This window comes from Mycoplasmopsis maculosa (assembly GCF_900660665.1).
Lineage (GTDB): Bacteria > Bacillota_I > Bacilli_A > Mycoplasmatales > Metamycoplasmataceae > Mycoplasmopsis > Mycoplasmopsis maculosa.
Genome location: NZ_LR215037.1, coordinates 176,379 through 201,114, shown reverse-complemented (window position 1 = coordinate 201,114; position 24,736 = coordinate 176,379). Strand labels below are relative to the sequence as shown.

At 24.5% G+C, this 24,736-nt stretch carries 10 protein-coding genes; 5 read left to right on the top strand and 5 right to left on the bottom strand.

Features of this window, described 5'->3' with window-relative positions; translation table 4 throughout:
* The first annotated feature begins 5 nt into the window (after positions 1 to 5).
* The 3 genes from EXC47_RS00850 (at position 6) to EXC47_RS00840 (ending at position 5,687) form a co-directional block, all read left to right on the top strand.
* Positions 6 to 1,598, top strand: coding sequence for a potassium transporter TrkG (locus tag EXC47_RS00850; RefSeq protein ID WP_129646209.1), 1,593 nt, complete (start codon positions 6 to 8; stop codon positions 1,596 to 1,598).
* A gap of 12 nt (positions 1,599 to 1,610) precedes the next feature.
* Positions 1,611 to 2,087, top strand: coding sequence for an MAG0130/MAG3770 family membrane protein (locus EXC47_RS00845; RefSeq protein ID WP_129646207.1), 477 nt, complete (start codon positions 1,611 to 1,613; stop codon positions 2,085 to 2,087).
* Positions 2,088 to 2,336: 249 nt separating this feature from the next.
* Positions 2,337 to 5,687, top strand: coding sequence for a GA module-containing protein (locus EXC47_RS00840; RefSeq protein ID WP_129646205.1), 3,351 nt, complete (start codon positions 2,337 to 2,339; stop codon positions 5,685 to 5,687).
* Positions 5,688 to 5,896: 209 nt separating this feature from the next.
* On the opposite strand, the gene EXC47_RS03870 is transcribed toward EXC47_RS00840, so the two are convergent.
* Positions 5,897 to 6,157: a hypothetical protein gene (locus EXC47_RS03870; protein WP_165255922.1), complete on the bottom strand. Its 261-nt coding sequence runs from the start codon at positions 6,155 to 6,157 to the stop codon at positions 5,897 to 5,899.
* A gap of 55 nt (positions 6,158 to 6,212) precedes the next feature.
* Here EXC47_RS03870 and EXC47_RS00835 point away from each other — a divergent pair, with 55 nt between their 5' ends.
* Positions 6,213 to 9,443, top strand: a complete 3,231-nt coding sequence (locus EXC47_RS00835; RefSeq protein ID WP_165255919.1) for a GA module-containing protein — start codon at positions 6,213 to 6,215, stop codon at positions 9,441 to 9,443.
* Positions 9,444 to 9,649: 206 nt separating this feature from the next.
* Here the strand turns inward: EXC47_RS00835 and EXC47_RS03950 are convergent, their stop codons facing one another.
* The 3 genes from EXC47_RS03950 to EXC47_RS00820 all read right to left on the bottom strand — a co-directional run bounded on the left by EXC47_RS03950 (position 9,650) and on the right by EXC47_RS00820 (position 22,110).
* Positions 9,650 to 10,114 (bottom strand): site-specific integrase, encoded by a 465-nt coding sequence (locus EXC47_RS03950; RefSeq protein ID WP_235666114.1) that lies wholly within the window; start codon positions 10,112 to 10,114, stop codon positions 9,650 to 9,652.
* A gap of 14 nt (positions 10,115 to 10,128) precedes the next feature.
* Positions 10,129 to 10,539: a hypothetical protein gene (locus EXC47_RS00825; RefSeq protein ID WP_129646199.1), complete on the bottom strand. Its 411-nt coding sequence runs from the start codon at positions 10,537 to 10,539 to the stop codon at positions 10,129 to 10,131.
* A 555-nt stretch (positions 10,540 to 11,094) separates the two neighbouring features.
* Positions 11,095 to 22,110 (bottom strand): GA module-containing protein, encoded by an 11,016-nt coding sequence (locus tag EXC47_RS00820; protein ID WP_129646197.1) that lies wholly within the window; start codon positions 22,108 to 22,110, stop codon positions 11,095 to 11,097.
* A 442-nt stretch (positions 22,111 to 22,552) separates the two neighbouring features.
* Here EXC47_RS00820 and EXC47_RS00815 point away from each other — a divergent pair, with 442 nt between their 5' ends.
* Complete coding sequence (locus EXC47_RS00815) at positions 22,553 to 22,858, top strand: 5'-nucleotidase C-terminal domain-containing protein (RefSeq protein WP_129646195.1); 306 nt, start codon at positions 22,553 to 22,555, stop codon at positions 22,856 to 22,858.
* 322 nt (positions 22,859 to 23,180) lie between these two features.
* Here EXC47_RS00815 and EXC47_RS00810 read toward each other — a convergent pair whose 3' ends face one another.
* Entirely contained in the window at positions 23,181 to 24,200 is a 1,020-nt protein-coding gene (locus tag EXC47_RS00810) for a variable surface lipoprotein (RefSeq protein WP_129646193.1), read from the bottom strand.
* Between the last annotated feature and the right edge of the window lie 536 nt (positions 24,201 to 24,736).

The window sequence follows — 24,736 nt, the reverse complement described above, 5'->3', positions numbered from 1 at the left end:
ATTTTATGGAAACTAATAAAAAAAGAAAAAAATTTAGTGAAACAAAATTTGGTTCATTTATTTTGAAATTGTGACATTGAACAAGAAGTTTTACTAAAGTAAAATTGATTTTTTTAACTTATTTAATAGTGGTTTTAGTAATAACTCTATTTCTATATAGCCCAATTACTCAAAATGAAGAATATGTGCAATCTTTAGCTAAAAAAGGTGAATCAATAACATTTATAGATGCTTTTTTTACAACATGTAGTGCTTTTAGTGATACTGGATTGGTTAGTCATCCTACTTATTTAGCTTGAAATCAATTTGGTCAAGCGTTGATCGCTTTTAGTATTTTAATTGGGGGATTAGGGATTTTTGCTTTAAAAATATTTTTAATAAACTTTATATTTTTAAGAGGAAAAACTAGTTTAAATGATGTTGAGTTAGTATCTTATGAAAGAGGTAATTCTGAGTTCTTTAAAACAAAACATATGATAAGAGATTCTATACTATTTTTACTAATAATTCTAATTTTAAGTTCAATTGGTTTAACTATTTATTTTTATTATAAAAACCCAACTTTTACAGAAAGTGATTTTATAACTAAAAATGGGTACATTTTAGAAAATAATTACGTTAATCCAGCGTCTGATTGATCTACAAGTTTTAGATTTGGTTTTTTTCATGCAATAAGCGCTTTAAACAATGCTGGATTCGATATTATAGGCAATAATTCCTTACTTCCATATTTTTATAATTATGATTTACAAATAATATTTGTTGTCTTATTTATAATAGGTGGAATCGGATATCCTGTCATTTATGATTTTTTCACTTTTATTAAGTTTAAAATTTATTGTAAAAAAAATAAAATCAAAAGTAAATATAAATGAAGTTTATTCACAAAAATATCTCTTTCAGCTTATTGAATAATGACAATTATTACTTTTGCTGGAATTATGATTATCGAAACATCTGGAAATAAAACTTTTATTAATTCTCCAACTTTTGCAAATGGAAATTATTTTGCTAAAGTTTGAGCATTGTTTTTTACCACTTTGTCAACTAGAAGTGCAGGTTTTGCTACTTTTTATTTAAATGATTTAAGTCAACCCACTTTATGAATTTTAAATATACTAATGTATATAGGTGCTAGCCCAGCATCTACTGGTGGTGGTATAAGAACTACTACTTTTGCAATTTTAATATTAACTATTTTTTCAAAAATTTTAGGAAAACCTTCTGTTAGGGTTTTTGATAGAAAAATAGATGTCGATACAGTTAAAATGAGTACTATTGTATCTACTATTAGTTTAATACTAGTTTTATTAACTTCTTTAGTAATAATGAGTAGTTTAAATACTTTTCATTCTGGAACAATAGATGATACTAAGTATACGGCTACAAACTTTTTCTTTGAAGCTTTTAGTGCTTTTGGTACCACAGGATTAACAACTGGAATTACTGATAATTTAAATTGAATTTCAAAAATTGCTTTAAGTATTTTGATGTTTATTGGTCAATTTGGTATTAGTAGTAGTGTTTTAATTTGAATTAGAAAGAAAAATTATTCTTATCAATATGATTATATTTCTGAAAGTGTTGCGATAGGATAGAAAGGTATATAAATGAATTTTAATGAAGAATTAATTAGTAATATAGATAAAAATAAAATAGAAAAAATTATTTCATATTCTAAAAAGAAATGACTAGCATATATACTTTTATTTTCAGGTATAGTTATGATTTTATCTATTTTAATAAGTTTTATTGCTATTATAGTTAAAAATGAATATAAAACGCTACAAATAGTATTTTTATCATTAAATGGTTTCTTTTTGTTATTTTGAATGTTATATTATGCACATTTATTGCAATTGGTTTCAACCTCTTTTGTTTTATCTAGAGCTTTAGAAAATGAAGAAAATCCATGAAGATCTTATAAACCTCATTATGTTTTTTTAAAAATACAGACTTGATCATCTTTTTATGCTTTTAATTTATTTAAGAAGAAAAAAAATCGTTTATCAAAAAATGAAAAAATGTTATTGACTAGATATTTATGGTCATTAAAAGGCATTGAAGAAATTAGTTTTAAATATTAATTTATTAAAATAAAATTAAAACTTTTATTATATAACTAAATAAAATTTTTTAACAGTAAATTATATCTAAAATTAATTAAAAAACTTATTATTCTAATTTTTTTAGAAAAAAGTCATATTTTTTCCACAAAATCAGATAAAAATATGACTTGTTTTTTTTTTTTTATTTTAACTACAATTCTAATACTATAAAGTTTCAAATTTATAGATTTATGAATATTAATTTTATGAATTTTTACGAAAGGAATTATGGATAAAAATAAAAAAGTCATAACTGGTTTATTAGCTGGTTCAGCTGCTATAAATTCAGCTGCTATAATTGCTATTTTAACTATTAGATGTTCAGATAGTGAGAGTATAAATGACCATATTTTACACAAAATAAAAGAGTTAGATGATGAAGTTATATCTAAAACAAATGATTTAGTTAATAATCCAGACTCTAGAGAAATATTTAATAACGCACAAAAAATGTATGATGATGCATTGCTAAAAGAAAAAGAAATTGAAAAATTTATTTTTGAGAATAAATTAATCGGAAAAGAAATTGATGAAGTATTAGAAAAATTAAATGCAGATATCGATAAACTTAAAAAACAATTAGAAAATAATAAGTTATATAATAAAGAAAGAGCAAAAGAATTAATTGATAAATTATCAAATAATAATCCTGAAAAAGAAAAATTACTTGAAAAATTAAATAAAAGTGATTTTGCTTCAGAAGAATTATGAGATATTATTGAAAAAACACAAGATTTATTAAATAAAGCAAAAAAAGAAGCATTAAAAGAAATAAATAAATTAAATGATTCACAAAAGAAAAATGAATTATTACAAAAAGTTAGTAACCCAAACGCAAAAGAAGAAGACTATTTATCTGCAAAACAAGAAGCAATAAATGAACTTGAAAAAGCAAGAGATAAAGCTATAAGCCAAATTAATAGATTAGATAATTCTAGCGAAAAAGAAAAATTATTAAAAATTGTTAATAATCTTGAAAGTACAGAAGAAGAAATTAATAAATCTAAAGAAAGTGCAGAAAATTTATTAAATAAAGCTAAAGAAAATGCATTAAAAGAATTAGAAAAATTAACTGGTTCAACTAAAAAAGATGAATTATCTGAAAAGTTAAATAAAGAAAATATTTTACAGCAAGAAATTAAAAATATTGTAAATGAAGTTAATGAAATTTTTGAAAATGAAAAAGAAAGAGTTAAACAATTAATTAATAGTGAATTAACTACTGATGCGGAAAAAGAAAACTTATTAACAGAATTAGAAAAAGCTAAAAATATTGAAGAAATTAAACTTGTAGAGGCTAAAATAGCCCCTATAAAAGAAATTGAAACTATATCTAATGAAGAACTAAAATCTAATTTATTAGATAAAGTTTATGAAATTAATTCTAAAACTGAAAATGCTCTTGACAAATTAAGAGATTTAGAAACTGAAGCTCAATTAGCAAAATTACCATATCCACTAGGTATGGAAGCTCCAGCTGTTAGTGAAATTAGAAATAGAATTAATGATATTAATAGTAATGAAGCCTTAAATGATTTAGAAAAAGAAGCTAAAGTTAAAGAAATTAAGGATACTTTTGCAAATTTAATAGAAAAAATTAATAATGCAAAAGATAAAATAGCTAAAGTTAGTGAAAAAAGACAAGCTGCTTTAAATGATATTTTAAATAATTCAAATTTAATAGTTAATGATGATGTAATTAATAATGCAGAATTTGAAGCTTTAGATCAAGCTATAACAAATGCTTTAAATCAGGATAAAAGCGATGCAAAGGATATTATTGATTCATTAAGTCATTTAACAAATAAACAAAAAGAAGATTTTAAAAATTTAATCGATGAAGCTAATTCTAATAATGATATTAAGAAAATTTTAGATAGTGCAAAATTGCAAGATCAAAAAGAAGATAAAAAAGCCGAATTAGATAGAATAATAGAGTCTTTAGATTATCCAAACACAAACGCAGAAGCTAAAAATGAATTAAAAGTTTTATATAAAGAAGATAAGACTTTAGAAGAATTAGAACAAATTAAACAATTAATAGTTGGCGAAAACGGCGTTGAAAGTAAAGTAAACGATGCTAATTCAAAAATATCTAAATTACCGGAAGCTAAACAACAAGCTTTAAAAGATGAATTAAATAATGCAAGTACAAATGAAGAGTTTGAAGAATTATTTAATAAAATAGCTCAAGCATTAAATGATTCTAAGCAGGAAATAAAAGATGAAATAGTTAAATTAACTCACTTAACTTCTGAGCAAAGAAAAGAATTAGAAAAAGCTGTTGATGCAGCCACAAATTCAACTGAATTAAATAAAATTTTAAATAAAGCTAAATTATTAGACAAAATAGAAGAAGCTAAAAGTTTAATTACTCCAAATGAAAGTTATGCTTTAGCAGATGATCCAGAAGTTAGAAATATTATTGATAGAACAATTAATAATATGCACAAAGAAGCTGACGCTTTAGAAACTGAAGCAGAAGTGAATAATAAAATACAAGAATTAACTGTTTTAAATGAAAAATTAAAAGAAGTTAAAAATTCTATCGAGAACTTAACTAATAATGAAGTTTCTAATTTAGAAGAAACTAAGAAAGAATTAGCAAAGAAATTAGCTAGAGTTAATGATATTGATGACATTCCATTTGTTAATTTTGAAATTGATAAAGAAAAAGTAAAAAAATTAGCTGAAAGCTTAGATTATCCATCAAAACCAAATAACGTAGCTATAAGTGATATTAAGCTATTAATAGATCAAATAGATACTACTAATCTCGATGAAGCAAAAGCGAAATTAGATAAAATAAAAAATCAAATTGAAAATACTGATGCTGAGTTACCTTTAGCAACTAAAATCCAAGAAGCAAAGGATAAAATAGCTGAAATAAGACAAAGTGATAAAGTTGATAGAATAACACCTTTAGAAGCAGAATTAGATAGAGCAAATACAAAAGAAGAATTTGAAACTTTATTAAATAATATTCAAATTGCAAAAGATGCAGCAGATAAAGAATGACGTGATAACTTAAGAGATAGTCTTAAAAAACAAGCTGAATCATTGCCTTATCCAGCAGGATTAAATGCTCAAGGTATTAAAGATATCAAAAATATAATTGACTCTTTAACAGATGATGAATTAGTTGAATGACAAACTACAAAATTAAATGAAATTGATAAGAAAATTAAGGAAGCAAATAAAGAGATTGCAAAACTTTCATCAGACGATCAAACAAGATTAAACGAAAAGTTAAATTCAGCTAATACAGATGAAGAATTTAATCAATTATTTGAAGATATAAGAAATTCTAGTGCTACTAAAAAACAAAATATTACAGATGCTATAAATTCATTAAATTATTTAAGCAGAGACGAAAAAGACAATTTTATAGCGCAATTAGAAAATGCTACAAGCGAAGAAATGAATGAAGTTTTAGTTGAAGCTAAAAAACAAAATATTGATAATTTAATTGATACATTACCTTATCCAAGCGGATCTTTAGCAAAAGCTAAATCTGATTTAAAAGCTGACATAGCTAAAATAAATAATTCTAATGATTTAGATTCTAAATTAGCATAAATAGAATCATTTACAAATGCTATTAATAAAGCAAAACAAAGAATTTTAGATTTACCAACTTCTGATAATTCAACAGGTGTAAATAATTTAAATGAATTATTAGATAAAGCTAAAACATTAAATGATATTAATAATATAGCAAATCTAGAATTAAAAAATAAACTAGAAGAATATGCAAATATTATTAATAATATTGATCCAGTTTCTAATTATCCTTTTAATTCAGCAAGTGTAAATAAGTTAAATAATTTATTAGATAATTTACCTGGAACTGATCAAGATGAAACTGATCTAGAAGAAGCAATTTTTAACGAAAAAGCAAATAAAATAGCTAATTTAAGAATTGATAATTTAACAAATTTAAATGAAGAAACTAAAAATTTATTAAAAGAAGAAATTTCTATTTTAAGACATAATAACTTTTCAACATTAACACGTAGTCATCAATTAAAAAATAAATTAAATAGCATAGATGAAACAATTAAAGAAGCTATTAGAAGAGATTTAAAATTTAAAATTGATAAATTGCCTTATCCTGGTAATGACTTAAATAATGATCAAAATGACTCTCAAAATGTTATAAATTCGTTAGATTCTTTAAATGACAATATTTACAATTTAACTGATGAAGAAGTTAGAAATAAATTAAGTGAAATAAATAATTTAGAAGCTAAGATTAATTCTTTAAAAACTGATGCTGAAAATATTCAAGATAATACTGAAAAAGCAAGAATTAATGCATTAATTGATCAATTAATAAATATTAATAATTCTTCAGATATTGAATTAGAAATAGAAAAAGCTAAAGCTAAAGATGAAGTTAATAATTTATCTAACCTTTCTAATGATCAAAAAACAAGTTTTAATAATAGAATAAATTTAGCTGTAGATTCTAATGCAATAACTTCAATTTTAGAAGAAGCTAAATTGCAAAATAAAAAGGAAGCGCTAAAATTAGAAGTTGATTCTATTTCTTATCCTAATGTCGATTCAACAGCTGTTTCTAATTCTAAAAAAACGATAAAAAATGCTATAGAAAATATAAATTCAGAAACTGACTTAACTAATAAAAGAGCTGAAATAGAAAATATTAAAGAAAAAATGGTTATTAAAAAGGCTGAAGTTGAAAATTTAGGTTATAAAAATCCTAATGCATTAGCTAAAACAAGTATTAAAAAAGGTCTTGATAATATAACAACGTTATCTGATTTTAATAAAGTTTTACCTGATGATTGAAGCAATAAGGTAAATAAATATAAAGAAATAATTAAAAAATATTTTGGCGATAACTCTGAATTAATGAATAATAGATTCAATAAAACTTATCCAGATAATTTATTAGGAAGTCCTGATAATCTTAATGAAACTAATTTAAAAATACAATTGTTTAGTACTCTTAAAAATGAAGTTTCAGCATATATAAATAGTGTTAATAATTTTATAACACCTGATGAAAAAAGTTCATTACTTCAAAGATTAAATGCAATTTTAGAACCATCAAGCGCAACTACTCCAGAACAAACTGAAGAAATATTAAAACAAATAAATGATTTACATATTGAAGCTAAAAAGACTTATTTTAAAGGTTTTATTAATAGTTTATCAGTGCCAAATACAACTATTAATGGTGAAAATATGATGGATAATTTCGCGAAAGCAAAAGCTGAAATGATAAAAACAATTGTTGATCCTATTAATAGTAAAAATCAATTTGAAGCCACTCAAAGAAGTTTAGATTCAATTGCTACTGAATTAACTAATGTAAAAAGAAAAATAAATGCTTTTAGTGCAAATAACCAAGTTGCAAAAGATATTTTTTCATTAGAAATGTCTAAAATTTCAACAGCACAAGGTTATATTGATTTAGCTACTAAAATTGATAAATATAATGAATTAATAGCTAAAATAAATAATATTCCTGCTTTTACAAGCGGAGGTACACAAAAGCAAATTGCTAAAGCAAATGAGGGTCTAGATACTTTAAAAAACTCATTAAGAAGCAAATTAGCGAGTGCTTCTACAATTCAAGATATGCAAAATTTAGATTCATTTTTAACAAAAAATGTTGAGTTAGTTCAAAGTTTAAGAACAACTTTGTCTGGTGATATTTTAGTTACTAAAAGATTATTAGAAGAAGCATCTACTAAAACAGATTCTGCTAGTTTAACAGAAATAGCTAATAGGGCAAGAGAATTAAATACTGCCTTACAAAATAATTTCTGAACACCTACTAAAGCAAATGAATTAAGAGGTCCATTAAGAGATAGATGATTAATGGGTCCTGAAAATGTAAGATTTAACATTGATGATCCTGATGCTAACTTGAATAATTACTTCAATTATGATGATTTAGTTGATAAAGTTTTAACTAGAACAACAAGTGCAGATATTAGAAAAATAACTGATGTTGAAATACCTAAATATAAAAAATTAGTTGAAACAAAATCTAAAGCTGCAGAAATCAGTTCATTAATTCCTTCAGGAGCTAATGATTCAAATCCAGCTAAAAGAGCTATAGAATCATTAAAACATATAGCTTTAACTGACGCTACAGCTAGTGATATCGAAACAACAAATAAATATTTAGGTAATGTTGTAAGAAATCAAAGTGGTCAAGTTACAAGTGGTTTTTACAAAGATGCTATTGATACTTTAAATTCAATAGGTAATGATACAAATAAGTCTGTATTTAAGGGACTATTGGATAATGTTGCTACAAGTTTAAAAGATACTAATGTTAAAACAAACATTGATAATCTTAGAATAATAATTAATGAATTTAAACTAGCTTATGATTCTGCTAATACTTCATTAAATAATTTTAGAAATTCTTACGGTGTTACGCAACAACAAATTCAAGAATTTCAAAATAGATTAAATAATGTAACAAGTAAAGAACAAGCTGATCAATTAAAAAACGATATAGATGCTGCAATAAATAATGCAAATCAAAGAAAACAAAATGATATAAGAAATACTGAAGCTGCAATAAATTCTTTACCTAATGGAAATTCCGAAAGAGATAGATTAACTAATTTATTAAATAGTGAAAAAGTTAAACCTAATGTTACTCCAAGTGATTTAGAAAATATTAAAAACCAAGCAACTAATCTTAAAGCGCAAATTGATACTGCTTTAAGAGAGGCAAATAATGCTGTTAGAAATTTACCAGATGGAAATACATTAAAAACTAGTTTAGAAAATAAACTTCTTAATGCTCCAAATACACAAGAGACTAATGACTTAAGTAAAATAAATACTATAAAAGATCAAGCATTAGCTGAGGCTAGAAATCTTGATGCTAAATATAATGAAGCTATAATGATTCTTGATAGTTTACAAGATAAAGGAGATTACAAAGATAGAATTGATAATGCTGTAAACATAGCTGAATTAGACGAAATAATTAGAGATATGCAAACTCCTAAAGTTCTTAATAAAGATGAAGCTAGAAAATGAGCTAACTATATTTCTACAACTGCAACAGCTTCTCCTGTTACAAGAGCTCAATATATACAAAGAGTTGAAAACGCTACAACAAAAGCACAATTAGATCAAATTATAATTGATGTTAGATCATATATTAATCAATGACCAAAAGCTGATGCTTCTGCTAGAGTAAATGTTTTACAATATACTCATAGAAACTCTTATAATAGATTAAAACCTATTGTTGATGCTGAATGAGATGAAGATAGATTAAATGAACTAAGAGAAGAAGCACAAAGAATAAGCTATTCACATCCTGAATTTTAAAATAATAAAAATAACACTTAATATAAAAGTGTTATTTTTTATTAAATACCTTATAAAAAAGTAATTTTAGTAAATTAATTCTTCTGTAAAAATAAATTAAGATTATTTAGTTTATCTTCTAAATTATTATTATTCTGATCTTGAATAGTTTGTTTTATAAATTTTTTTAAATCATCTATTTTTAAAGTAATTACTTCACTTAAAAGTTACTTTTGTTCAATTTTTGCAGCCTTTTTAGTTTTATTATTTATTTTATCTTGATATAGTTCATAATAGTAGTTATGTCATTTTGAAATATATGTTTGTCTTAATATTTCTGGACTTTTATGCCCTGTATAAAATATTATTTCTTCAGCACTAAAACCATTTGTAAAAAGATTTGTTATAAAAGTATGTCTTAATAAGTGCGCTAAAATAACTTTTTTAAATCAAGGGTTTCTTTTAATTACAAAATGTTTAAAAAGAGTAAATGTATTTTTTATAGTTTGAATACTTATTTTTAATTTAGGTATCAATGATATAAAATTTTTCTTAAAACCTTTTAATTTAGCGTTAAAGGGTAAATTTTCTACTTCATCACTTAAAAATAAAGGTCTTTCATTATTATTTTTATTTGCTCTAATAAAATAATCGTTTGTATTTTTTCTTTTTACAAACTTTACTCAATCAATATTTTCAAATTCACTTATTCTAATTCCTGTCAGTAATAAAAATTAAAAATATATTCAAACTTTATATTATTAAAGTATTTTAGTTCATCTAAAAGTAAATTAATTTCACTATCTGTATATGCTATTCTAGTTTGTTCAGCTTTTTTTCTCTTTATTTTACTATCATCTCAAAATTCATTAGTAAATTCTTTTATTTTATTAGTAAAAGCTAAAAAAATTCTGCATCTTAAAGCTTTTGTATTATTTCTTAAATTAGAATTATTAATTATTTTATTTGCGTGTAAGAAAAATTCATCTTTTGTATAATACCCATCAATTTCTTTTAATATAATTTTATACATTTTTAAAGTTTGTTTTTTTAGGTCTCTATTTTTTAAATAATCGAAATATTTTTCTTTTAATTCACTTAAATTAAATTTATTCATTTTAGTCCTTTCTTACAACATTAATAACATATTTAATTATAAATATTAATTAACTATATAAGCTAATTAATATAATGCTAAAAACAATTATTTTTTATTAAAAAATAAAAAATAATTTATTTAAAAAAGTTTATTTTATAGTAATTTTAAAAAAAATAATATAAATATTCTAAATAACGAAAAATTTTATAGTTAACAAACAACAAATCGTAACAGTAATAATTCAAGAAATTTATTTTGAAAAATTAAAAAATAGAAAGGAAAACGTTATGAGTTTTTCTTTTTTTATTTCTACTTTTTTTAAAAAAAGTAGCAAAAATAAAAGTAATAAAACTGCGTAAGCTGTGCTTTTGTAGCCTAATAGTAATATTTAAAAATAAGATATAAAAATGGCAACCAAATTATATTGGTTACCATATGAAGATATAAATTACAATTTAGCAATGTCCTATATAAATATTTTAATTTTAAATATTTGCTATTAGGAGATTTTTTACGCAAAATTATCTACAATTTTATTTTTATATTAACTTATATAAAGTTACTAAAAATAAATTAAACTTTTAATTGCTCTCTTCATTCTGAAGTAATAAATTCATTAGGGAAGATATAATCAGGATGTGGATTAGTATTATTAATATTAAGAATATTTCTAAATCCTGCTTTTATAAAATCATTCCTTAAAACATTTAAAGCATTAGCTCTATCAGTAATAATTGCAATTTTATCAATTCACTCAAATTTTTGATCCAGTGTCATTGTATCATTTTCAACTATATTATTAACTCATCAATCTAATATATCAGTTTGAAACATACCTCTAATTCTAACTTTTAATCAATAATTTGAAGTTTCTAATTCATAAAATAATTTTTCAGAAATTGTTTTTAAGTTAGATATTGTACCACCTGAAGAAAATTCATTATTAATTGTATCTATTTTTTGTGAATAATCACTATTTCTATCTTGTCCTGTTTTTAAATCGGTTACTACTTCATTAAATATATATTTTAATGCTACTAGTCTTCTTTGAATAAAGAATGTATATTTAATATAATCTTTGACAATATTATTTACTTCATTTCTATCGTTTTTTGCATTATCAATTTTTCTTTTTACGTTCTCTATATCTTGACTTCTAATATTTGAACTAATACCAGTTCTATTAACACTTCTAGTAGCTCAATCTGAAATTTTATCTTTAATAGGTTGTTTTCAAGAAGAACCAGTATCTACATACGTTTTATCTCAATACTTATCTATAAATTGCTGTACTTTAACTTTTGCAGCTTTATATGCTTCTGGTGTTGATGCATTTCTTATTGTTTCATATAATTGGAACTTTTCTCTATCTCTTTGATCTGTATATGCATTATCTCAGTCTTGTTTTGAGTAATTTGCTCATTCTCCGCTAGTAGGTTTAGGTTGAGGATTTTCATTTCTTAAAACTTTACTATCTATTTCTTCAACAAGTTTAGATTTCATTAAACTAATTTCACTTACACTATTACCATTAGTACGTCTTGAAAGATCAGTTTTTTCAGCTTCTTTTTGATTGTTAACTGCATTTTTTATGTCTTCCAACTGTTTTTCAGTAGTAGCTTTATCTACAAGCAATGGTATACGATCTAGTGTTATTTCATTACCACCGGTGTATCTAGCTTTTAAAGCATTTTGAATATCTCTATTAGTTAAATCTACTTTCAATAAGTTATCAAATATTTTTAAAATTTCAGATTTTTCAGTGCTGATAATTTGTGAAATTTCTTTTTTAATGTCATTTAATTGACTATTTGTTGTAGCGTTGTTTAATCTTTGAATAATTTGATTTTTTCTATCTCCATCTTTAAGTTTATTTATGAAGTTATCTGTAACATCTTTTTTATTATTATTTCAAATTATTGTTTCAACTTCTCTTTTTATAGTTTCAATTTCAGCATTATTTGTAGCGTTGTTTAATTTTTCTTCTAATGCACTTTTATTTTCATCAGGTAAACTATTTATTATTAACTTTGTTTTTGCTTTATTTTTTACTTGATTAATTTTATCAATTGTATCAGCTAAATTTAAGTTATCATTTAATTCATTTTTATAAGGGTCTGATGATTTTAATTTATTTATTTCATCTTTTGCTTCTGTTACAGCTGTTATATATTTAGGAACTTCAACATTTTTAATTGTATTAATATCTGCAACATTTGTAGCTTGATCCACTGTTTGTTTTAAGTTTGCAATAGCTTCAGCTCTTGTTCCAGCTGGATAAGGTATAGATTCAATTGCTGTTTTAGCTTCTCTTTTAGCTGTATCTAATTTATTTTTTTCAGTTGTTGCTTCATTTTTAATTGTTTCAATATCAGCTTTGTTATTTCCACTAGCACTATTAGCGTTATCTAATCTAGTTTGTAAACTAGTTCTAACAGAATTGCCATTAGGCAATTGATTTATAGCGTTTTGAGCAGCTTGAACATCAGCAGCTTTTGTATTATTATCTCTTTGCGCATTTTCAATTCTTAATTTTAATGCCTCAGCTTGTGCTTTTGTGGTTACAGATGCTAAAGCTCTTTCAAAATCACTAACTTGTTGATCAGTTCTACCATAAGAATTTTTAAAGTTATTTAAAGTTGTATCAACTGAATTATAAGCTTCTTTAAATAAACGAGCCTTATCTCTTAATTTATCAATGTTTCCAGTTACATCACCATTATTATCTGTAGTAACATTATCTAAATCTCTTTGTAAATCAGTTCTATTACTTAGAGGCACTGCTTCAATTTGTTCTTTAGCATCCTTGTAATATCCGCCTGTAATTTGAGCATTTGTTCTAGAAACATCACCAAAGTAATTGTTTATAGTATCAACTTCAGCAGCATTGTTAGCTTCTAAAGCTTTATTTGTTAATGCTTGTTTTACATTATCAGGCATATTTCTATCAGAAGTGCTTTTTCTTTTTGTATTAACTAAAGAAGCTAATTTAGGAACTTCTGTATTTGTTATGGCATCAATTTCTGCAGCTGTTGTTCTAGTTCTCATTTTATCTGTTAAATCAGAATATGGTACAACTTTATCAGTATTTTCAGTAGGTCTTGTTTTATTAAATCTTCCATTAGTAGGTCAATCTCTATTTGATGCATTATTTGCAAAATTTGCTCTTGTTGAATTACTTCAATATCTATTAGCAGCATCTTTAATTGGTTGAACTTTATCAATAATAGCTTGCATTTTATCTGTTGTATTAGCTGTTTTTGATTCTTCAAACAATGACTTAGCAAGAAGGATATCATTACCTAAACCTGAACTTAATGCAGATCCTAAATCTCTAAATTTATTAATAAGAGGTCTAAGATTTTCCATCGCAGATTCAGTAGCTATATTATTAAATAATTTAGTTCTCATTTCAGCTTTAGCACTTATTAATGATGCGTTAACAGAATTTCTATCTTGATAAGAACCACCATTGCCATAGTTTGTGTTTGAAACAGTGTGTGTAATGATTCTTTCTAATTCAGCATACTTGTCTATTTTTCTTTCTAAACCTTCAAGTTTAGATAAGTCAGCAGCATTATCAGCTTGTTTTTTAAATTCTGTTTTTGCGTCATTATTATCAGCTGATCAACCGTTTAGTCTTTCTAAAATTTGACCTCTTTTATGTTCTAATTCAGCATTTGCTTTAATAGCTTTTATACTATTAATTAAATCATTAAATTGATCAAAAGTTGTATTTTGTGTAGGGGATTGCAATGCATTTAATTGATTTTTTAATTCAGTTTTTTTAGTAGCTGATATTTTAGAATTACGATCATCAATATAAGAAATAACTTTTTGTTTTAATGTATCAAAACTTTGTAGTTGAAGATTATATTCATCAAGGTTTTCTGCTTGACCTAAAGGATATGTATTATCAACTCTATATGTATACAATCCTGAAACATCACCAAAATTATCTAAAACGATTTTCTTGTATTTTGCAACTTTATCATTTCAATCATCAGGGAGAACTCTATCAAAGTCAGAAAGACGTTCTATAGTATCAAGACCTTTTTTAATTTTAGTTTTAGCAGGAGAATTACTTGTAACATAAGGTAAATTATCTGTTTCAGTAATTTTTGTTGTCATCTTTGTCTTGATATTATTAATTTCAGTTTCTTTAGTAGCTAAATCTGTTGTATTAGTAATTCTATCAATAGCTTCTTTAATATGTGCCTTTGCAGTATCTACTGCACTTGAATCAACATTAGGGTAAGGAATAGTATCTACTAAATTTTTAACTCTTTCTTTATTGTTTTCTAGCTTAGCTTCTTCTACAATAGCGTTTATATCTGCATCTGATGTAGCTTCGTTAATTCTATCAATATAACCTTTTTTATCTGTTACAAGTGTTAATTTATTAATTTCTGCAATAGCGGCTTCTTTTGCTAATTGAAGTTCAGCTGCAGCTTTAACATTATTAATATCTGAAACATTTGCTGCTGAATCTAATAATCCTTGTAATCTATCTTTTTCATCTTGATTTGTAATTTTATCAATTTCAGCTTGTGCTTCAGCTTTAGCTGTATCAATTTTATTTTTTTCAGTTTCTAAAGCACTAATAATAGCATCATAACCTGAAGATTCTTTAACTGCATCAACTTTAGCTTCTTCTTGTGTTTTAACTGTATTATTAGCAGGTAATTGACCCAATAATTCCTGAATTCTAACTTTTTTAGTATCAATTGCAGCTATTTCAGTTGCAACATCTTGTTTAATTCCATCAAGAACTGTTTGATCAACTACATCTTTAGCTTTTTCAGCATCTAATTCTCTTTGTAATCTTTTTCTTACTGAACTAGCAGCATCTAATTTATCAATTTCAGCTTGTGCTTTTGCAACTTCAGCAGGTTTTTTGTTATTAGATTCAGTTGTTGCAGAATTAATTTCAGCTAATAATGCGTCAGCACCTGTTGTTCCTTCTTTAGTAGTAACTGAATTTAATTTTGTTTCAAGTTCTATAACTTTATCATCATTTTTATTTGGATTTGCTTTGTATTGATCTAGTGCTCTTTTTGCAGCGTCGTATGATTGCTTAAATTCATTTATTTTAACTCTCAAATTATCAATATTTGTCTTAACATTTGTATCTTTTAAACTTGTAGCAACATTATCTAAAAGACCTTTTAAAACAGATCTATTAGCTTCATTACCTATTGAATTTAATGTATCGTGTGCATCTTTATAGAATCCACTTGTAACTTGTCCATTTGCTTTTACAACATTACCTAAGTATTTATTTGTAGTTTCAATATCACTAGCTGTATTATCTGTTAAAGCTTTATATTTTAATGATTCAATAGCTCTTTTAGCTGGATCATTGTTATCACTAGCATTTTGAATTAATGAATTAATTTCATTTGCTTTTCTTTTTGTTTCAACTAATTTTTTATATTTAGGAATTTCAGCAATAACATTTCTAACATCTGCTACTGATGTTCTTGTTAATAATTTTTTTATTAAGTCATCATAAGTTAAATAATCATTGATGTTAGCATCTGGATTATTTATATCAAATCTAGGATTATCAGAAGGCCCTGTTAATCATTGATTTCTAATTCTATCCCTTAGTTCATTACCATTATTATGAGTTCAGAATTCTCTTTGAATAACATTTTTAATTTCTCTAGCTCTAGTAGCTATTTCTGTTAAATCAGTTGGATTAGTTTTAGTAGAAGCTTCTTCTAATAATCTTCTAGCAATTAAAATATCTCCTGATAATGAAGTTTTTAAGTTTGAAACTAATGTAGCATTAGCATTTAGTAAATTTCTATATGTTTCTTGAGCTTCTGTTGTTGTAGCTGTAGATATTTTCTTTCTTAGTTCAGCTTTTAATTTATTTAAACCTTCATTAGCTAGTCTTGGTTGATCATCTGGACCACCATTTGTAATAGGATCTATTCCATCAATTATTTCTTCTAAATTTAAGTATTTTTCAATTCTTTCTTTTAATGAATTAATTTTGTCTTCTGAATCAGCTTTTGCTAATTGTTTAATAAATTCATTTTTTGCTTCATTATTTTTATCATTAAATTTAGTTGAATTATTTAATAAATTAGAAATTTCAGTGAATTTATCTTTTATACTGCTTATTTTAGTTTCTACTGTAGCAAAATCATTTTTGTTGTTAATAGGATTTACAATACTATTTATAAGATTTTGTTTTGAAGTAGAAAAATCAGAAGCTAATGTATTTGGTTTTGCCAAATTATTTGTAGGTAATACTAAAGCATTAATTTCACCTTTATAATGTTCTTTTTTAGCTTCAACCAATAAATTATTAAGAGCATCTAATTTATTTTTTAATTCTTCTTGAGTAGTAGTTGCAATAGGTTCAGTTATAGCATCTAATTTTTGCAATAATTCTCTCTTTTTATCAGGAGTAAATTGAGAGGTTGCAGCGTTAATAAATTCTGAAATTGGATTTTTAACATTATTAAAAATAGCAGTTTTTAAACTATTTTCATCTTTATTTTCAGCGCTTGGACTAGTAGGATAAGTTTCATTTAATTTACTAATTAAACTACTATCGTTATTTGTGTAATTGGTAATAATATCTTTATATTTTGTTACTTTTGATGATCAATCATTTGGTAATACTTGATTTAATTCATCAATACTTGTAACTTTATCTAAAGCATTTAAAATTAAATTTTTAGCCGCAGCATTGGTGTCTGGATAAGGTAATGTAGGAACTGAATCTTTTTTAGTTTGCATCAATTCTTTAAGTCTTATAATTTCTGCTTCTTTTACGTCTAATTCAGAATCTGATAAACCGTTTAATGAATCTTTTATAGCTTGTTTTGAAGCAGCAACACTAGTATTATCTTGATTTTGATCAGTTTGGCCAACATTTGGATAAGGAATAGTATCTACTAAATTCTTAATTCTAGCTCTTTTTTGTTCTAATTTAGCACTTTCAATAATTGGTTGAATTTTATCTTGAGAAGTAACAGCTTTAATTTGATTTTTAAATTCAGTAGCTTGACTTGTACTTAAATTAGTTAATTTATCAATTTCATCAATTCCATTACCTTTTGCTATAGCTAAATCAATAGCAGATGTTTCAGTAGGATTTGTTAATTTATTTAATTCTTCAAATGCTTCTATTTCTGCTTCTGTATTAACAATATCTTCAGCATTAGCTTTTAATTCTAAAATTTTATCTTTTAATGTTTCTAAATCACGTAATTTAGCTTCAATACCTGCTTCATCTAAGGTATCAACTCCATCTTTTAAAGTGGTAAATGATTCTTTAACTTCAGCTGTATCTTGAGTATTATCTTCTTTATTACCTGGATATGGTAAAGCTTCAATTTTAGCCTTAACATCTTCTCTTTTAGCTTTAAGAATTTTATTGTTTAATTCTTCAAGTTTAGCTTCTAATTGATTAGGAGTTAAGTTTTTATCAGTTTCAGTAAATGTTGCTAAAGCATTTGTTAATTCTGCTTTTTTAGCTGAACTTAAGTTTGTTAAACCATTAATTGCAGCAATAACTTGATTACGTTTTGCATTATATAATGCTTCTTTTAATTCTTTTTCTTTTTCTTCATTTGGTAAAGCATTTAATAAAGAATTTAATTCTGCTTTTTTACCTGCTGTAAATGGATTCTTAGTTGAATTAATAAGTTCATTATATTTATCCATTTTGTCTTTTTCAGTTGAAGGAGCTAAAGCATTAATAGCTTCTTCTGTAGTAGCAGAATTTAAACTATTGTTAAGATTTCTTTTACCTTCAGGTATAGCACTTCCATTTTCAGGAGCATATGGTAAAGCAGCAATTCTTTCATTTGCATTTGTAACTGCTGTTTTTATTTTTTCTAGCGCTTCTTTTTTAGCGTCTAAATCAGTTTCACTATTTAAAGCAGCAACTTCACCTTTTAATATTCTGTTAGCATCTGAACTTGTTCCAGAAGGATAAGGAATTGTATCAATTAGTTTTTTAAGATCATCTTTTTTAGCTTTTAAAAGAATATCATTCATTTCTGAATTTGTTTTTGGTGTACCGTCAGAATTTAATAATTCTTCTTTAAGAGTTTGTTTTTCATCTTCTGTTAAATTAGTTAAAGAATCAATTTTAGATTCAATTTCATTTTTACCAGTATTTTTAGCTTCTTTAATAGCTCTGTCTAAATCAGTAAATTCTTGATCTGTATTAGCTGAGTTTAATAAATTATTTAATTCAGTTTGTTTAGAAGGAGACAATTCAGCAATTTTATCTTTAGCAGCTTTAATTTTTTTATCTAAAGCATCAATGCCTGTTTCAGCATATTCTTCTAATTGTTTATCTGTTAAACCATTAATTATAGTTTTAATATCATTAACAGCTTGTGAACCTGAACCACCAGGATATCCTAAAGCTTCAGCTTGTTTTTTAAGGTTTTCTTTTAATTTGTCACGTCATTCAACATCAGACGATGTTTTTGTAAAAGCAATATTTTCTAATAAAGCATCAAATTCTTCAGGAGTATTAGCTCTATTTAATTCAGCTAGTAAAGCAGGTTCTCTATTTGCTTTTTCTGCTGTTTCTCTAATTTCAGCTATTTTAGCTTTAGCTTCAGCTATTCTAGCTGGTAAATCACTAGATTCTTTACCTGTAATATTCTTTTTAAGTTCAGCTAATTTAGCTTTAACAGCTTCTTTGTCTTCTACTGTTGTATCAACAGCATCTATTAATTCATGGATATCAGTTACAGCTGTAGGCAATACCTTTGGATTAGCATCAGCAGAAGGTTTCCCTGGATATTCTAAATCAGCAGCTAATTTTTTAAGTTTAGCTTTTTCAATTTCTAATTCAACTGAACTTGCTTCATCTAAATTATCTACTTTAGCTAATTCTTTAGCTAATTCTTTTTTGGTTTCTTCAGGATTTAATACATCTGCATCAGTTAAACTTTCAATATTACGTTTTAATTCAGCTAATTTTTCATTTAATCTATCTAATTCAGCTTTCTTTTTAGCTATTTCATCTTGTGTATTAGCACCTTCAATTAAATCATTAAGATTTTTGATTGTATTTTCAATAATTTTAGTTACTTCAGGATCATTTGCTAAAGCATAATCATCTGGAGTAATTATTTTCTTAGCTTCTGCAATTTTGTCTAATAATTCAGCTTTTCCTTTAATTCTTTCAATTTCAGCATCATTATCAGCTCTATCAATTTCTTGTTTTAATGCATCTTTTTGATCATCAGTTAAATTAGTTAAAGAATCAATTTCAGATTTTTTAGCGTCTTTAGTTTCATTCATAGCTTGTGCTATAGCTTGATTTAATGCTTCAAATTCAGCATCAGTATCTGTTAAATTTAATTGATTATTTAAAGCTTCTTGTTTATTAGTTGGTAATTTAGCTATTTTTTTCTTAGCTTCTGCTAATTTACTTTCAACACTATTTTCACCATCTTGAATTTTAGCTCTAATAACTTCTAATTCTTCTAATGTTTTATCACCAGCATACAATGCCTTAAGATCACCTTTAGCAGTAGCTGAAGCATTAGGATAAGCTAAAGCATCAATAATAGCATCTAATTCAGCTTTTTTAGCAGCTATAGATTCTTCCATTATTTTTTCATTAACTGCTGCTAAAGTATCATTAAGTTTTTTTAAAGTATCAGCATTTTTAAATTGTTCAACTAAAGCTGTTTTATCACCTGTAACTTCACCAAGTTTTTTTCTAATTTCTTCAATAACTGGATTCATTTCATTGATTTTGTTTTCAAAAGCTTTAGCTTTTTCTAATGTATCAATTTTTTTGCCTTCTTCATCGCTATTAATTTCAATAAGTAAATTATCAATAGCTGTTGCAAAATCATTTGGATTTGTATCATCAGTAGGATACTTCATTGCTTTTACTTTGTCTTCTAAAGCATTTTTAGCAGCTCTAACATTAGCTTCATCGATAATTTTATTAATTTCGTCAATTGTATCTGTTTCTGAATCTTTTAATTTATTTTTTAAATCTTCTTTTTGCGCAGTTGTTAAACCAGTAATATTATCGATTACGGTAGCAGCACTCGCTTTATCATTTGCTGCTGCACTATCAATAGCAGCTTTTAATTCATCAAATTCTTGAGGAGTATTAACTTCTTCACCATGAATTAAATTTGCATTATCAAGTTGTGATAACAATGATGGTTTTTTAGCTTCACTTAATTTGTTAATAGCTTCTTTAGCATCATTTATTTTTTGTGTTAAATCAGCAAAAGTATCTTTAATTTCTTTAATTTTTGCTTCTTTTTCAGCTTCACTTAAAGCTTCATTGTTTTTAATAGCGTTTATTTTATCTCTAATTTCACTAACAGCTGGAGCTTGCATACCAGAAGGATATGGTAATTTAGCTAATTGAGCTTCTGTAACTAAATCTTTAGCTTTATCAATAGCATTTTCAGTTTCAGGAGTGATTTCGTTAACTTTATTTGTTAATTCTTGTTTTAAAGCATCATCAGTAATGCTTTCAATTTCTTTTAAAGTATCAACTTTTGTTTCAACTAATTTAATATCATTAATAGATTTTGCTTTATCTAATTCTTCAAGCAATTTAGCTTTTAAAGCGTCATCAGTCAATTCAGCTATTTTAGCTTTTGCATCTTCTTTAACTTTATCAAAAAGTGCACTAGCTTCTTTTAATGCTTCTTTAATTGCATCTTCAGTAATGTTATCAGCATTAATTTTATTTTCAAATTCTTCTTTATTAGAAGAACCATTTAATTTATCTAATTCTTTTAATGCTTCTTTTTTTAATTCTTCGATTGCTTTTTTTGCATCTTCTTTAGCTTTATTAATTTCAGCTTCTGTACTATTAGGGTTTTTAATAACTTCTAACAGTTTTTCTTTTTTCTTTGGATCGCTCAATCTATTAATTTCATCTAATGTTTCTTGTTTAGATTTGTCTAATTGTTCTTTTGCTTTTTCTTTTAAAGGAGCAAGAGCTTCTTCAGTAACATTAGGATCGTTTAATTTATCTAATAATTCTTTTTTAAGTTCAGAATCATTAAGTTTATCAATTTCAGATAATGCATCTTTTTTAGCATTATCTAAAATTTCATTAGATTTGTCAATAATACTTTTTAACTCATCATCAGATAAAGGATCTTTTTCAAGAAGTTTTTTTAATTCTTCTTTGTTTTTATTTGAATCAGATAATCTGTCGATTAACTTTTTAGCTCTATCTTCATTATAAGTTCTATTGTTATTTAATTCCTTTTCAAGAGTTTCGATATCTTTATCAAGTTTTGCTAAAGCTTCATCAATATTTTTGCCTATTGCTTTAGTTTCTTTGATAATATCTAAAATATCTTTCTTCTTATTTTTAGCATTTTCTAAAGCATCTTTTGCTTTATAAATTACTTCATAAGAATCTGGACTATTTTTTAGATTATCTATTTCAGATAAGACGTCTTTATCTAAAGCATTTATCTCTTTTATGATATGGTCATTAATATTTTCGCCATTTTGAGCACATCTTATTGTTAAGGTTGCTGCTATAGTTGCTGAACTCACGGCTGCAGTTCCGAGTAAGCCAGCTATGACTTTCTTTTTATTGTCCATATTTTCCTTTCGTTTTTTATGAATATTAATTTATAAATTAAAATTTATAACATATATATTCTACTACTTTTAAAAATAATTCATAAAAGCAAAATGTTAAAACATATTTGTATTTATTAATGTCTATTTAAACTATTAAAAAAATAGCATTAAAACATATCATCGTAATTAACTTAAAATATCTATAAAAAAGTTATTTTCGTTTATTCTAGTTATTAATAAAAATATAAATAAAGTTTTAAAAAATATTTTTAAATTTTCATTTTTAAAAAAACAAAATTTAATTTTTTATAAAATATAATGCTATTTTAATCATTTATATATTAATTAATATAAGTTTTCTTATTTTTATGAAAAAAATATAAAAATTTTCATATTTTTAATAAAAATAAAATATTTAATTTGATAATGATATTTTGAATATAAAATAAAGAAACAAAAAATGAAAAGAAATAAAAAATTAATACTACTTTCAAGTATAGCAATACCAGCTACTACTTTACTAGTTGTTGCTATTTCATGTAGTGTAAATAAATATACAGAAAAAGATTCAGAAGAACAAAAAGTTCAATATAAACAAGCTTATGACAAAAATGGACAACGTGCTTATAAATTAGTTGATAGCTTAGTAATGACTAATGATAAAGCTTTAGTGCCAGATCAAAAATATTACATTGCTACAAATGATTACTTAGCAATTGGTAGCGATCAATATGCTATGTTAGATTATGCTAAGTCACCAAAATAAACATTACATGCTGAAGGTGATTTATTATTAGATGTTATTACAGATTATATGAAATACACTAACGCAGAAAACTTTGTAGAAAGTACAACAAATGATTTTGGTAAAAAAGCAATTTCATAATATGGAACAGAAAAAGCTACCTCAAATGTTGTATCAGTTCACACATACGAAGTGACAGTATCTTAATAAAATAATAAAAATGACCAGAAATGGTCATTGATAAAATGTAATTTACATATTTATATTATAACCAATAAAATTTGGTTATCATTTTTATATTTTTTAAAATAAAATAACCTTTTTATTAGGCTATTTTATTAAATTATATTTTTCAAGCATCTAAAGTATAATCACTAGCATTAACAATCATTTCAACTGTATTAGGTCTTTCATTCATTATTTCATTAAATTTACCAATGCTTGTGTTAACAAAATTTGCGATTTTTGCATAAAGCTCTTTAATCTTTTCTTTAGTTCCTAAATCTTGAGCATTTGTTTTAGGAACTTCAGGTTCATTTTCATAGTCGTTTCTTGGTTGGAAGAATAAGTCATTATATTCACCAAAAATGTTTAAAGTATTTAATTCATTAAAAATTTCTCTTAATTTAGTAGCTTGTTCATTATCAACACCTTTAGCTTGTCCTATAGATGCTAATGCATTTTGTATAAGAACCATTAATCCTGTTGACATTTTATTGGCACCTAATTTAATATTTTTTACATATTTAGGATATTCTGCATCATCTCTTTTAAGATTTATAATTCCCTGTCATTTTTCCTTTTCATCTTTTAAAAAATTTGTTAATACTTCATAATTTTGACTTATAAATTCTTCTGCTCTGGTTTTTAAAGTATTATCTATTTCTTGATTTTCTTTAAAAGCATTTAAAGGATCAATAATTAATTTATTTAAAGTTATTTTTTCAACTTCTAAATACTCTATACTTCCTAAAGTATTAGATAATTCTATAGCAGCGTTTAATTTAGGTTCTAAAATTTCAGTTTTATACTTATTTCATTCTTCTTTTAATTTTTCTTCTTCAGTTTTATCTACTTGATCATTTCCAGAATTACTTCCTTCTACTTTTGGTTTTGAAACTTCATTTACATCTTTATTTGGAGAAACTTGTTTATCAGATTCTTTTTGATCTCCACTAGTATTTTGATTGTTTGTTCCTGTTCCTTCAGATTTTTTATCACTTTCTGGTGTTGAAGGATTAACAGAGTTTTCAGGTTGTACTACATCTTTATTTTCTTGTTTCATATTGCATGATGCAGCAATAAAGGGAATTGTTGTTAATGTTGTTAAAGTTCCTAAATATATTAATTTATTTTTTTTCATGTTTTTTACCTTTCTAAAGTTTTTATACATATTTACATTTTAATTATTTTTTATTTTATAAATATATCATAAAAATATTTTAAATATAAAAAAATTAACACAACAAAATATTTTTTATTATAAAAATAGTATTTATTGTAAAAAAACGAAAATTTTAAAATCTTAATAAAGTAGTATTTAAAGAAGTAAAACATTATTAAAAAATTTAGAATATTTAATATAATTTTCACCAATTTATGCTTAAAAAAATAATAAGTAAAATTTAATATTAATTTAATTTAAAAATAAGTGAAAATAAAAAACTTTTCAAATTAAATAGAATATTAATTAAAAAATGTAAACAAATGATTTAATAAAACAATAAAAATGACCAAAAACGGTCATTTTAATATATTTCTAACAGGTGTGACTATTTTAATTATATACTAAAAAAAGATTATCTAATAAAGCAATGTTATTTTAAATACTTTTTTCATTTTTGTTTCATATTTATAGTATTTTTAGCAAAAAAAATTAAAAAATTATGTAATAATAAT